Source organism: Pseudomonas sp. JUb52 (genome assembly GCF_004341115.1).
In the GTDB taxonomy this organism is placed as follows: Bacteria; Pseudomonadota; Gammaproteobacteria; order Pseudomonadales; family Pseudomonadaceae; genus Chryseomonas; species Chryseomonas oryzihabitans.
In genome coordinates, this window is the sequence record NZ_SLYS01000014.1 from 15,525 (window position 1) to 28,988 (window position 13,464).

13 protein-coding genes are annotated in these 13,464 nt (G+C 65.4%); all 13 read left to right on the plus strand.

Going from position 1 to position 13,464, the window contains the following annotated elements; translation table 11 throughout:
- A complete protein-coding gene (locus tag EC839_RS20010) occupies positions 1 to 531 on the plus strand; it encodes a hypothetical protein (RefSeq protein WP_132833072.1) in 531 nt (176 codons plus the stop codon).
- Positions 528 to 1,289: a secretin N-terminal domain-containing protein gene (locus EC839_RS20015; protein ID WP_132833073.1), complete on the plus strand. Its 762-nt coding sequence runs from the start codon at positions 528 to 530 to the stop codon at positions 1,287 to 1,289. Before EC839_RS20010 ends, EC839_RS20015 begins: the two co-directional genes overlap by 4 nt.
- Before the next feature lie 258 nt (positions 1,290 to 1,547).
- Positions 1,548 to 1,961 (plus strand): NADH-quinone oxidoreductase subunit A, encoded by a 414-nt coding sequence (locus EC839_RS20020; RefSeq protein WP_007158885.1) that lies wholly within the window; start codon positions 1,548 to 1,550, stop codon positions 1,959 to 1,961.
- Positions 1,962 to 1,971: 10 nt separating this feature from the next.
- Positions 1,972 to 2,646, plus strand: a complete 675-nt coding sequence (locus EC839_RS20025; protein WP_007158886.1) for an NADH-quinone oxidoreductase subunit B family protein — start codon at positions 1,972 to 1,974, stop codon at positions 2,644 to 2,646.
- Between the two features lie 51 nt (positions 2,647 to 2,697).
- Positions 2,698 to 4,482, plus strand: coding sequence for an NADH-quinone oxidoreductase subunit C/D (gene nuoC / locus EC839_RS20030; RefSeq protein ID WP_017642311.1), 1,785 nt, complete (start codon positions 2,698 to 2,700; stop codon positions 4,480 to 4,482).
- 2 nt (positions 4,483 to 4,484) lie between these two features.
- A complete protein-coding gene (gene nuoE, locus EC839_RS20035; RefSeq protein ID WP_132833074.1) occupies positions 4,485 to 4,985 on the plus strand; it encodes an NADH-quinone oxidoreductase subunit NuoE in 501 nt (166 codons plus the stop codon).
- Entirely contained in the window at positions 4,982 to 6,331 is a 1,350-nt protein-coding gene (gene nuoF, locus EC839_RS20040; protein WP_132833075.1) for an NADH-quinone oxidoreductase subunit NuoF, read from the plus strand. Before nuoE ends, nuoF begins: the two co-directional genes overlap by 4 nt.
- Positions 6,332 to 6,471: 140 nt before the next feature.
- On the plus strand, positions 6,472 to 9,189 hold the full coding sequence (gene nuoG / locus EC839_RS20045) for an NADH-quinone oxidoreductase subunit NuoG (RefSeq protein WP_132833076.1): 2,718 nt from the start codon (positions 6,472 to 6,474) through the stop codon (positions 9,187 to 9,189).
- Complete coding sequence (gene nuoH, locus EC839_RS20050; RefSeq protein WP_132833077.1) at positions 9,186 to 10,196, plus strand: NADH-quinone oxidoreductase subunit NuoH; 1,011 nt, start codon at positions 9,186 to 9,188, stop codon at positions 10,194 to 10,196. The genes nuoG and nuoH overlap by 4 nt, the downstream gene beginning before the upstream one ends.
- A gap of 10 nt (positions 10,197 to 10,206) precedes the next feature.
- Entirely contained in the window at positions 10,207 to 10,755 is a 549-nt protein-coding gene (gene nuoI, locus EC839_RS20055; protein WP_007158892.1) for an NADH-quinone oxidoreductase subunit NuoI, read from the plus strand.
- A 9-nt stretch (positions 10,756 to 10,764) separates the two neighbouring features.
- Entirely contained in the window at positions 10,765 to 11,277 is a 513-nt protein-coding gene (nuoJ, locus tag EC839_RS20060; RefSeq protein ID WP_027599799.1) for an NADH-quinone oxidoreductase subunit J, read from the plus strand.
- Positions 11,278 to 11,302: 25 nt separating this feature from the next.
- Entirely contained in the window at positions 11,303 to 11,611 is a 309-nt protein-coding gene (nuoK, locus tag EC839_RS20065; RefSeq protein WP_007158894.1) for an NADH-quinone oxidoreductase subunit NuoK, read from the plus strand.
- Positions 11,608 to 13,455: an NADH-quinone oxidoreductase subunit L gene (nuoL, locus tag EC839_RS20070; RefSeq protein WP_132833078.1), complete on the plus strand. Its 1,848-nt coding sequence runs from the start codon at positions 11,608 to 11,610 to the stop codon at positions 13,453 to 13,455. The genes nuoK and nuoL overlap by 4 nt, the downstream gene beginning before the upstream one ends.
- The last annotated feature ends 9 nt before the right edge of the window (positions 13,456 to 13,464 follow it).

A 13,464-nucleotide genomic window follows, 5' to 3' on the forward strand; every position in this document is an offset into this window, starting at 1 on the left:
GTGGACGAGTCCTTTGCCGATCTGACCCTGGACGGACTGCCCGAACCCCAGCTCGGCCAGGACCTCGCCCTGCGCCTCGAAGGCCTGGACGCCCTGCGTGAGCACGGTGTCCGCCTCATCGGCCAAGCCAGCCGCCAGCTGAGCATCCAGACGCCCGATCTGGAAGCACCGCTCTACGACAACCTCGCCGTCGAAGCGGCGATCAAGCGTCTGCTGCTGGGCCATCCGCGGCATCAGGTCCGCATCCTCATCAACGACAGCGCCCTCGCCATGCGCCAGGGGCACAGGCTCATCGCCCTGGCGCAGCGCCTGACCAGCAATCTGCTTATCCGGCGGCCACCGGCCGATCGGCAACCGGAAGGTAGTTGCCTCATCGTCGACGACCAGGCCCTGCTGCGCCGCACGGGCAGCGCACCCACGGGCTTCGTCCGCTACGGCGACCGCGCCGCCGTCAAGGTTCAGCAGCAGGTCTTCGATCGCCTCTGGGCCAGCAGCCAGCCGGATCAGGAACTGCGGAGGATGGTGCTGTGAAAGGTCTGCTGGCGTTCCTGCTGCTGGCGACGGCCACCGTCTGGGCGGCGCCTCGTACCGAGGTCATACCCCTGCAATACCGCACCGCCGACGATCTGCTGCCCACCCTGCAAGCCGTCCTTGGCAATGAAGGCCAGGTCAACGTCTACGGCAATCAGCTGATCGTCAATGCCGAGCCGGCCAAGCTGGCCGAACTCAAGAGTCTGCTGGCCCAGCTGGACACCCAACCGCGGCGCCTGCTCATCACCCTGGCCACCCGTGCCGGCAGCTCGGGCGCCAGTCAGGGTTATTCGGTAAACGGCGACGTGCGTGCGCCCCAGGTACGCATCATCGAAGACAGCACCGACCAGAGGGAGGATGGCGCCCAGCGCGTCCAGGTCACCGAGGGCTACCCCGCCTTCATCCGCTTCGGTGAAGACGTCCCGGTGACTACCTACCAGACCTCGCCCTATGGTCAGAGCTACGCCCAGACCGATTATCGCCGCCTCGAACGGGGCTTTCAGGTCACCGCCCGACTGAGCGGCAATCTGGTACACCTGGACATCAGCAGCGTCGATGACCGGGCCGCCGCCATGCGTCCGGGCACGGTGCAGACCCAGAGCGCCGCCACCCGCATCAGCGGCCCCCTGGGCCAGTGGCTGGACCTGGGCGGCTTCCGGCAGCAGATCGAGGGCGACCGGAGCGGCCTTGTCCGCCACTACTCCACCGAAGGCCGTGACGATCGTCAGCTGAGCATCCGCGCCGACCTCATCGACTAGCAAACCGGCGAACGGCAGAACTCCTGCCGCGCCTGGCAATCTAGGACACAGGAACAGCAGGAAGTTATTTGAGAATAATTCTTATATTCATTCTCAAATAAATCGGAAGTTCTGTTTAGTTTGATTCAAAGCAGTCCAATAGAATCTTTTTGGACCAATAAATTTACAGAATGAATCGATAGAGCATAAAATCTGTCTGTCTTGCGACACCGTGTCGCACTGATAGCGCCTGATACCCAATAATTAAGGATTCAAAGCATGTCTGAGTCGATCAGCCTACTGACCCACAACTGGAGCTTCGCGGTATTTCTCCTGGGCGTGGTCGGTCTGATCGCCTTCATGCTCGGAGTCTCGAGCCTCCTCGGTAGCAAAGCCGTAGGCCGTAGCAAGAACGACCCCTTCGAGTCCGGCATCGTCCCCACCGGGGGTGCCCGTCTCCGTCTCTCTGCCAAGTTCTACCTGGTCGCGATGCTCTTCGTGATCTTCGACGTCGAAGCCCTCTTTCTCTTCGCCTGGTCGGTGTCCATCCGTGAATCGGGATGGGCCGGCTTCGTGGAAGCCTCCATTTTCATAGCAATTCTGTTGGCGGGTCTTGTCTACCTGTGGCGAATCGGAGCGCTCGATTGGGCGCCTGCGAGCCGTCGCGAGCGGCAGGCGAAGTCGAAACAATGAGGCTTTGGCAATGCAATACAATCTCACCCGGATCGATCCCGATGCGGCAGTAGACCGCTATCCGGCCGGCCAGCGGGAAACCGTGGCCGACCCCGTCGAAAGTCAGGTCAACCGCAGCATCTTCATGGGCAAGCTCGAAGATGTCCTGCGGGGCGCGGTCAATTGGGGGCGAAAGAATTCCCTGTGGCCGTACAACTTCGGCCTGTCCTGCTGCTATGTGGAGATGACCACCGCCTTCACGGCGCCCCACGACATCGCCCGCTTCGGCGCCGAAGTCATCCGGGCCTCGCCGCGCCAGGCCGACTTCATGGTCATCGCCGGCACCCCCTTCATGAAGATGGCCCCGGTCATCCAGCGCCTGTACGAGCAGATGCTGGAACCCAAGTGGGTGATCTCCATGGGCGCCTGCGCCAACTCCGGCGGTATGTACGACATCTACTCGGTCGTTCAGGGCGTGGACAAGTTCCTGCCCGTCGACGTCTATGTGCCCGGCTGCCCGCCTCGCCCCGAAGCCTTCCTCCAGGGCCTGATGCTCCTGCAGGACTCCATCGGTGAAGAGCGCCGCCCCCTTTCCTGGGTGGTGGGCGACCAGGGTATCTACCGCGCCGAGATGCCCTCGCAGCGCGAGCAGAACCGCGAGCGCCGCATCCAGGTCACCAACCTGCGCAGCCCAGACGAAGTGTAAGTCCCCTTCGGGACCTGCACGCTGACGACGATCGATTAGCGACGGAACATCATGACCGCAGACACCGCTCTGTCCGCCTCTGCGCTCGCCCCTGCCGGCGAAGCGTCGGTGGTTGGCGAACTCCAGGGCCAATTCGGCGCCGACGCCCTGACCCTGCAAGACACCCGTACCGGCATGCCGGTGATCTGGGTGGCGCGCGAAAGAATCATCGAAGTACTGCGCTTCCTGCGCAACCTGCCCCGCCCCTACGTCATGCTCTACGACCTGCATGGCGTGGACGAGCGCCTGCGGACTCACCGCCGCGGCCTGCCCAACGCGGACTTCACCGTTTTCTACCACCTGCTGTCCATCGACCGTAACAGTGATGTGATGCTCAAGGTGGCCCTGTCCGCCAACGACCTGCGCCTGCCCACCGCCACCGGCATCTTCCCCAATGCCAACTGGTACGAGCGGGAAGTGCTGGACATGTACGGCATCCACTTCGACGGTCACCCGCTGCCCAAGCGCATGCTGATGGCCGACAACTGGCAGGGTCACCCGCTGCGCAAGGACTATCCGGCGCGCGCCACCGAGTTCGATCCCTATGCGCTGAACGCCGCCAAGCAGGATCTCGAACAGGAAACCCTGAGATTCAAGCCCGAGGAATGGGGCATGAAGGAGCACGCGGAGAATTCCGACTTCATGTTCCTCAACCTGGGTCCGAACCACCCCTCTGCCCACGGTGCGTTCCGCATCATCCTGCAGCTGGACGGCGAAGAGATCGTCGACTGCGTGCCGGAGATCGGCTACCACCACCGCGGCGCCGAGAAGATGGCCGAGCGCCAGTCCTGGCACAGCTACATCCCCTATACCGACCGGATCGACTACCTGGGCGGGGTGATGAACAACCTGCCCTACGTCCTGTCGGTGGAAAAGCTCGCCGGCATCAAGGTGCCGTCGCGGGTCGACTTCATCCGCGTGATGATGGCCGAGTTCTTCCGCATCAACAGCCACCTGCTGTACCTGGGTACATATATCCAGGACGTCGGCGCCATGACCCCGGTGTTCTTTACCTTCACCGACCGTCAGCGCGCCTACAAGGTGATCGAGGCCATCACCGGCTTCCGCATGCACCCCGCCTGGTTCCGCATCGGCGGCGTCGCCCACGACCTGCCACGTGGCTGGGACAAGCTGGTCCGCGAATTCCTCGACTGGATGCCCAAGCGTCTGGACGAGTACGAAAAGGCCGCGATGAAGAACAGCATCCTCATCGGCCGGACCAAGAACGTCGCCGTCTACAACACCAAGGAAGCCTTGGAGTGGGGTGTCACCGGTCCCAACCTGCGCGCGACCGGTCTGGACTTCGACCTGCGCAAGGCCCGCCCCTACTCCGGCTACGAAAACTTCGAATTCGAAGTGCCCATCGCCCACAACGGCGACTGCTACGACCGCGGCATGCTGCGCGTCGAGGAGATGCGCCAGAGCCTGCGCATCATCGAGCAGTGTCTGCAGCACATGCCCGAAGGCCCGTACAAGGCGGATCACCCGCTGACCACGCCGCCGCCCAAGGAGCGCACCCTGCAGCACATCGAGACCCTGATCACCCACTTCCTGCAGGTGTCCTGGGGTCCGGTGATGCCGGCGGGCGAAGCCTTCCAGATGATCGAGGCGACCAAGGGCGCCAACAGCTATTACCTGACGAGCGACGGCAGCACCATGAGCTACCGCACCCGCATCCGGACGCCGAGCTTCCCGCACCTGCAGCAGATCCCGGCCGTCATCCGCGGCAGCATGGTGTCCGACCTGATTGCCTACCTGGGCAGTATCGACTTCGTCATGGCCGACGTGGACCGCTGAGCATGAGCACCGAAACCCTGATCCAAACCGACCGTTTCGTCCTGAGCGAAACCGAGCGCTCGGCCATCGAGCACGAGATGCACCACTACGAGGACCCGCGCGCGGCGTCCATCGAGGCCCTGAAGATCGTCCAGAAGGAACGTGGCTGGGTGCCGGACGGCGCCATCTACGCCATCGGCGAAGTGCTGGGCATTCCCGCCAGCGACGTCGAGGGCGTGGCCACCTTCTACAGCCAGATCTTCCGCGTACCGGTCGGCCGCCACATCATCCGGGTGTGCGACAGCATGACCTGCTACATCGGCGGCCACGAATCCGTGGTTGGCGAGATCCAGCGGCAGCTGGGCATCGGCCTGGGCCAGACCACCGGCGACAGCCGCTTCACCCTGCTACCGGTCTGCTGCCTGGGCAATTGCGACAAGGCCCCGGCGCTGATGATCGACGACGACACCCATGGCGATGTCCAACCCGCGGGCGTGGCCAAACTGCTGGAGGGATACGCATGAGACTGACCTCCTTCGGGCCTGCCAACAGCATCGCCCGTACCCCCGAGACCCACCCCCTGACCTGGCGCCTGCGTGAAGACGGCGCCCCGGTCTGGCTGGAGGAATACCAGGCGAAGGACGGCTACGCCGCGGCGCGCAAGGCGCTGACCGAGCTGGCCCCCGATGCCATCGTCCAGGAAGTCAAGGACTCCGGCCTCAAGGGCCGTGGCGGTGCGGGCTTTCCCACCGGCGTGAAGTGGGGCCTGATGCCCAAGGACGAATCCCTCGACATCCGCTACCTGCTGTGCAACGCGGACGAGATGGAGCCCAACACCTGGAAGGACCGCCTGCTCATGGAGCAGCTGCCGCATCTGCTGGTGGAAGGCATGCTGATCAGTGCCCGGGCGCTCAAGGCCTATCGCGGCTATATCTTCCTGCGCGGCGAATACGTCGACGCCGCCGCCAACCTGCGGCGCGCGGTGGAAGAAGCCAAGGCTGCCGGCCTGCTGGGCAAGAACATCCTCGGCAGTGGCTTCGACTTCGAACTGTTCGTCCACACCGGCGCCGGTCGCTACATCTGTGGCGAAGAGACCGCGCTGATCAACTCCCTGGAAGGCCGCCGCGCCAACCCGCGCTCCAAGCCGCCCTTCCCCGCGGCCGTCGGCGTCTGGGGCAAGCCGACCTGCGTCAACAACGTCGAGACCCTGTGCAACGTGCCGGGCATCGTCGCGGGTGGCGTCGACTGGTACAAGAGCCTGGCCCGCGAAGGCAGCGAAGACATGGGCACCAAGCTCATGGGTTTCTCCGGCAAGGTGAAGAATCCCGGCGTCTGGGAACTGCCCTTCGGCATCACCGCCCAGGAGCTGTTCGAGGACTACGCCGGCGGCATGCGCGACGGCTTCAAACTCAAGTGCTGGCAGCCCGGTGGCGCCGGTACCGGCTTCCTGCTGCCCGAGCACCTCTCGGCGCAGATGTACGCCGGCGGCATCGGCAAGGTCGGTACCCGCATGGGTACCGGTCTGGCCCTGGCCGTGGACGACAGCGTCAACATGGTCTCGCTGCTGCGCAACATGGAGGAGTTCTTCGCCCGGGAATCCTGTGGCTGGTGCACCCCCTGCCGCGACGGCCTGCCCTGGAGCGTCAAGCTCCTGCGCAGCCTGGAAAAGGGCGAGGGGCAGCAGGGCGATCTGGACACCCTGCTGCAACTGGTCAACTTCCTCGGCCCGGGCAAGACCTTCTGTGCCCACGCACCGGGTGCCGTCGAGCCCCTGGGTAGTGCCATCAAGTATTTCCGCGAAGAGTTCGAGGCCGGTGTGCGCAAGGCGCCAACCGAGCCACGGCCGACTGCTTCGGCGAGCGTGACCTGAGGATCGGCCCCCGCGGGGGTCGCTTCCATCGCTTTCTGGCCGGACCCGCTCCGGCCGGCGCCGCCTCCGGCGATCGTCAGGGCGGCGCGAACGTTTTCCCATTAGCCAGACCCGCCCTGCGCGGGTGAGAAGAAAACCCTATGGCCACTATCCACGTAGACGGCAAGACGTACGAGGTCGACGGGGCGGACAACCTCCTCGAAGCCTGCCTGTCCCTGGGGCTCGACATCCCCTATTTCTGCTGGCACCCGGCGCTGGGCAGCGTCGGCGCCTGCCGCCAGTGCGCGGTGAAGCAGTTCGCCGACGAGAATGACACCCGCGGGCGCCTGGTCATGTCCTGCATGACGCCGTCCAGCGACAAGACTTACATCTCCATCGAAGACGCCGAAGCCAAGGAATTCCGCAGCTCGGTCATCGAATGGCTGATGACCAACCATCCCCACGACTGTCCGGTCTGCGAAGAAGGCGGCCACTGCCACCTGCAGGACATGACGGTGATGACCGGTCACAACAAGCGCCGCTATCGCTTCACCAAGCGTACCCACCAGAACCAGGACCTCGGCCCGTTCGTCGCTCACGAGATGAACCGCTGCATCGCCTGCTATCGCTGCGTGCGCTACTACAAGGATTACGCCGGCGGTACGGATCTGGGCGTCTACGGCGCCCACGACAACGTCTATTTCGGCCGCGTCGAGGACGGTGCCCTGGAGAGCGAATTCTCCGGCAACCTGACCGAGGTCTGCCCCACCGGGGTATTCACCGACAAGACCCACTCCGAGCGCTACAACCGCAAGTGGGACATGCAGTTCGCCCCGAGCATCTGCCATGGCTGCTCTTCGGGCTGCAACATCAGCCCCGGCGAGCGCTATGGCGAACTGCGCCGCATCGAGAACCGCTTCAACGGCTCGGTGAACCAGTATTTCCTCTGCGACCGTGGCCGCTTCGGCTATGGCTATGTCAATCGCAAGGATCGGCCGCGCCAGGCCCTGCTGAAAGATGGAAGCCTGGAAACCGGGATCGACGCTGCCCTGGATCGCGCGGCCCTGCTGCTGCGCGGTAAGAAGGTGATCGGCATCGGCTCGCCGCGTGCCAGCCTGGAAAGCAACCATGCCTTGCGCGAACTGGTCGGCGCCGAGAACTTCTACAGCGGCATGAGCGCCCGTGACCTGGCCAACGTGCGCCTGGTGCTGCAGGTCCTCAAGGATAGCCCCCTGCCCGTCCCGACCCTGCGCGCCATGGAAAAGCACGATGCCGTCTTTGTCCTCGGCGAGGATCTGACCCAGACCGCGGCCCGCCTGGCGCTGTCCCTGCGGCAGTCCGTCAAGGGCAAGCCCGAGGCCATGGCCGCGGCGCAGAAGATCCAGCCCTGGCTGAACGCTGCCGTGCAGAACATCGGCCAGAGCGAGCGCAATCCGCTGTTCATCGCCAGCGTCGCCGCCACCCGCCTGGACGACGTCGCCGACGCCCGTCTGCATGGCTCGCCGCTGGAACTGGCCCGTTTCGGCCATGCCGTGGCCCATGCCATCGACGCCAGCGCCCCTGCCGTCGATGGCCTGAGCGACGAGGTCGCCGAGCAGGCGCGCCTGCTGGCCGAGACCCTGCTGGCGGCCGAACGTCCGCTGGTGGTTTCCGGCACCTCCCTGGGTGAGCCGGCGCTGATCGAGGCCGCCGCCAACCTGGCCAAGGCCTTGGCCGCCAAGGGCAAGGCCGGCTCCCTGAGCCTGGTGGTGCCCGAAGCCAACAGCCTGGGCCTGGCGCTGTACGGCGGCGAGTCCGTCGAAGACGCCTTCGCGGCCCTGGAAAACGGCCAGGCCGATGCCCTGGTGGTGCTGGAGAACGACCTCTATCGCCGCGCCCCTGCCCAGCGGGTGGATCAGGCCCTGGCGCGCGCCCAGGTGCTGGTGGTGCTGGATCACCAGCGCACCGCTACCGCCCAGCGTGCCGATCTGGTGCTGCCGGCGGCGAGCTTCGCCGAAGGCGACGGTACCCTGGTCAGCCAGGAAGGTCGCGCCCAGCGCTTCTTCCAGGTCTATGAGCCGAGCTACTACGATCCTTCCAGCCTGGTCCGCGAAGGCTGGCGCTGGCTGCACGCCCTGCGCAACACCCTGGACAACCGTCCGGTGGACTGGACCCAGCTGGACCATGTCACCGACGCCGTGGCCGCCGCTGCGCCGCATCTGGACGGCATCCGCGACGCCGCGCCCAATGCCAGCTTCCGGGTGAAGGGCCTCAAGCTCGCCCGCGAACCGCATCGCTACAGCGGCCGCACCTCCATGCGCGCCAACCTCAGCGTGCACGAGCCGCGTGCGCCCCAGGACGCCGACACCGCCTTCGCCTTCTCCATGGAAGGCTATGCCGGCAGCGCCGAGCCGCGTCAGCAGATCCCCTTCGCCTGGTCTCCGGGCTGGAACTCGCCCCAGGCCTGGAACAAGTTCCAGGACGAGGTCGGTGGTCACCTGCGCGCCGGCGATCCGGGCGTGCGTCTGATCGAGACCCAGGGCGATCGCCTGAGCTGGTTCGCCGTCCCGGCCGCCGCAGTGCGCGGTACCGCGTCCGGCTTCCAGGCCGTGCCGCTGTACCACCTGTTCGGCAGCGAAGAGACCTCTTCCCGCGCCGAACCTGTGCGTGAGCGCATTCCAGCCGCCTACGTGGCGCTGGCCAAGGCCGATGCCGATCGCCTGGGCGTCAACGAGGGTGCCCTGTTGCGCCTGCAGGTCGCTGGTCAGGAATTGCGCCTGCCGCTGCAGATCAAGCCCGAGCTGTCCGCCGGCCTGGTTGGCCTGCCCGCCGGCTTCGAAGGGATTCCGGTGGACTTCGCCGGCCTCACCGTGGAAGGACTGCAGGAGGCCGCGGCATGACCTGGCTCACCCCCACCCTCATCGCCGTGGTGATCGGCGTCCTCAAGGCCATCGTCATCCTCCTGGCGGTGGTCATCTGCGGGGCGCTGCTGAGCTTCGTCGAACGGCGCCTGCTGGGTCTCTGGCAGGACCGCCACGGTCCCAACCGGGTCGGTCCCTTCGGCGCCTTCCAGCTGGGCGCCGACATGCTGAAGATGTTCTTCAAGGAGGACTGGACGCCCCCGTTCGCCGACAAGATGATCTTCGCCCTGGCACCGGTGATCGCCATGGGGTCGCTGCTGGTGGCCTTCTCGGTCATCCCGATCACTCCCACCTGGGGCGTGGCGGACCTGAACATCGGCCTGCTGTTCTTCTTCGCCATGGCCGGCGTCAACGTCTATGCGGTGCTCTTCGCCGGCTGGGCGAGCAACAACAAGTTCTCGCTGCTGGGCGCCATGCGCGCCTCGGCCCAGACCCTCTCCTACGAGGTGTTCATGGGTCTGTCGGTGATGGGCATCGTCGCGGTGACCGGTTCCTTCAACATGAGGGACATCGTCGAGGCGCAGCACCAGGGTTGGTGGTTCATCGTTCCCCAGTTCTTCGGCTTCTGCACCTTCTTCATCGCCGGCATCGCCGTCACCCACCGTCACCCCTTCGATCAGCCGGAAGCCGAGCAGGAGCTCGCCGACGGTTACCACATCGAATACGCGGGCATGAAGTGGGGCATGTTCTTCGTCGGCGAGTACATCGGCATCGTGCTGATCTCGGCGCTGCTGGTGACCCTGTTCTTCGGCGGCTGGCACGGTCCCTTCCTGGACACCCTGCCCTGGCTGTCCTTTGTCTGGTTCGCCCTGAAGACCGCCTTCTTCATCATGATCTTCATCCTGTTGCGCGCGTCCATTCCGCGTCCGCGCTACGACCAGGTAATGGCCTTCAGCTGGAAGTTCTGCCTGCCCCTGACCCTGATCAACCTGCTGGTGACCGGTGCGGTGGTGCTCTATAGCGCCACGCCGGCCATCGGCCAGTGAGGTATTCGTCATGATCAAGGAAATCCTGCACGTCCTGCATGGCACCTACACCCAGTTGCGCAGCGTGGTGATGGTCTTCGGCCACGCCTTCCGCAAGCGCGACACCCTGCAATACCCCGAGGAGCCCGTGTACCTGCCGCCGCGCTACCGTGGCCGCATCGTGCTCACCCGTGACCCCGACGGCCAGGAGCGCTGCGTGGCGTGCAACCTGTGCGCCGTCGCCTGCCCGGTCGGCTGCATCTCGCTGCAAAAGACCGAAGCCGAAGACGGCCGCTGGTACCCCGAGTTCTTCCGCATCAACTTCTCGCGCTGCATCTTCTGCGGCATGTGCGAGGAGGCCTGCCCCACCACCGCCATCCAGCTGACCCCGGATTTCGAGATGTCCGAGTTCAAGCGCCAGGAGCTGGTGTACGAGAAGCAGGACCTGCTGATCTCGGGTCCGGGCAAGTATCCGGAATACAACTTCTACCGCGTGGCCGGCATGGCCATCGCGGGCAAGCCCAAGGGTGCCGCGCAAAGCGAGGCAGAGCCGATCAACGTGAAGAGCCTGCTGCCCTAAGGAGCTGTCGTGGAATTCGCCTTCTATTTCTCCGCTGGGGTGGCCGTCCTGGCCACCTTCCGGGTGATCACCAACACCAATCCGGTGCATGCGCTGCTGTACCTGATCATCTCGCTGCTGGCCGTGTCCATGGTGTTCTTCGCCCTGGGCGCGCCCTTCGCCGGGGCCCTGGAGATCATCGTCTACGCCGGCGCCATCATGGTGCTGTTCGTCTTCGTGGTGATGATGCTCAACCTCGGGCCGGTCGTCGCCGAGCAGGAGCGCAAGTGGCTGACCCCCAAGGTCTGGATCGGTCCTTCGATCCTGGCCGGTGCGCTGCTGGTGGAACTGCTGGTGGTGCTCTCGCGCACCCCGGGCGGCGCCGCCATCGGCCACACCTCGGTGGAAGCCAAGGCCGTGGGCATCAGTCTGTTCGGACCCTATCTGCTGGCGGTCGAACTGGCCTCCATGCTGCTGCTGGGTGCCCTGGTCGCGGCCTACCACCTGGGTCGCAGCGACGTCAAAGACGGGATCGGCGAGTGAGTCGCCAAGGACTGGAGAACAGCCAATGAACGCCATACCTCTGGAACACGGCCTGGCCCTCGCCGGCGCCCTGTTCGCCCTTGGCCTGGTGGGCCTGATGGTCCGCCGCAACATCCTCTTCGTGCTCATGAGTCTGGAAATCATGATGAACGCCGCCGCCCTGGCCTTCGTGGTCGCGGGTAGTCGTTGGGGCGCTCCCGACGGCCAGGTGATGTTCATCCTGGTGCTGAGCCTGGCCGCCGCCGAGGCCAGTATCGGCCTGGCGATCCTGCTGCAGCTCTATCGCCGCTTCCACACCCTCGACGTCGATGCCGCCAGCGAGATGCACGGATGAACCTGCTACCCCTCACCTTCGCCTTTCCCCTGGTCGGCTACTTCCTGCTGGCCTTTTCCCGCGGTCGGCTGTCGGAGAATCTCTCCGCGCTGATCGGTGTGGGTTCGGTGGGCCTGGCGGCGCTGGTCGCCGCCTGGGTCGGCTGGAACTTCCACGTCGCGCCGCCCGCCGACGGCCACCTGACCCTCGTCCTCTGGCAGTGGATGAACGTGGAGGGCTTCGCGCCCAACATGGCGCTCTACCTGGACGGCCTGTCGCTGACCATGCTCGGCGTGGTCACCGGCGTCGGCTTCCTGATCCACCTGTTCGCGTCCTGGTACATGCGCGGTGAAGAGGGCTACTCGCGCTTCTTCGCCTACACCAACCTATTCATCTTCAGCATGTTGCTGCTGGTTCTCGGCGACAACCTGCTGCTGCTGTACTTCGGTTGGGAAGGCGTGGGCCTGTGCAGCTATCTGCTGATCGGCTTCTACTACAGCGAGCGCGCCAACGGCAACGCCGCGCTGAAGGCCTTCATCGTCACCCGCGTCGGTGATGTCTTCATGGCCTTCGGTCTGTTCATCCTGTTCATGACCCTGGGCACCCTGGACATCCAGGAGCTGCTGCAGAAGGCGCCCGACGTCTTCGCCAGCGGCGATCCGCTGATCGTGCTGGCCACCCTGGCCCTGCTCGGCGGCGCGGTCGGCAAGTCGGCCCAGCTGCCGCTGCAGACCTGGCTAGCGGACGCCATGGCCGGCCCCACTCCGGTCTCCGCCCTGATCCACGCGGCGACCATGGTGACCGCGGGCGTCTACCTGATCGCCCGGACCCACGGCCTGTTCCTGCTGGCCCCGGAGATCCTGCACCTGGTCGGCATCGTTGGTGCCGTGACCCTGGTGCTGGCCGGTTTCGCCGCCCTGGTGCAGACCGACATCAAGCGCATCCTGGCCTATTCGACCATGAGCCAGATCGGCTACATGTTCCTGGCCCTGGGTGTCGGCGCCTGGCAACCGGCGATCTTCCACCTGATGATCCACGCCTTCTTCAAGGCGCTGCTGTTCCTCGCCTCGGGCTCGGTGATCCTGGCCTGCCACCACGAGCAGAACATCTTCAAGATGGGCGGCCTGTGGAAGAAGATTCCCCTGGCCTACGCCAGCTTCGTGGTGGGTGGTTCGGCGCTGGCGGCATTGCCGCTGGTCACCGCCGGCTTCTACTCCAAGGACGAGATCCTCTGGGAAGCCATGGCCAGCGGCCACACCTACCTGCTCTATGCGGGCCTTGCCGGTGCCTTCCTGACCTCGATCTACACCTTCCGCCTGATCTTCATCACCTTCCACGGCCAGGCGCATACCGACGCCCATGCCGGCCACGGCATCGCCCACAACCTGCCGCTGGCGGTGCTGCTGGTGCTTTCGACCTTCGTCGGCGCGATGATCGTGCCGCCGCTGGCCGGTGTGCTGCCGGAATCCATCGGCCATGCCGGTGGCGAAGCCAAGCACTCGCTGGAAATCACCTCGGGGGCCATCGCCATCGCCGGTATCCTCTTGGCCGCCCTGCTCTTCCTCGGCAAGCGTTCCTTCGTGAACGGCCTGGCCAAGAGCGCGCCGGGTCGCTTCTTCGGGACCTGGTGGTATCACGCCTGGGGCTTCGACTGGCTGTACGACCTGATCTTCGTCAAGCCGTACCTGCTGCTGGCCCGCCTGCTGCGCCGCGATCCCATCGACCAGGCCATCGGCCTGATCCCGATGCTGGCCCGCGGTGGCAACCTGGCACTGAGCATCACCGAGAACGGCCGTCTGCGCTGGTACGCGGCTTCCATCGTGGGAGGCGCCGTGCTGCTGCTCGGCGCGCTGCTGCTGGCCTGACCCCCTGAC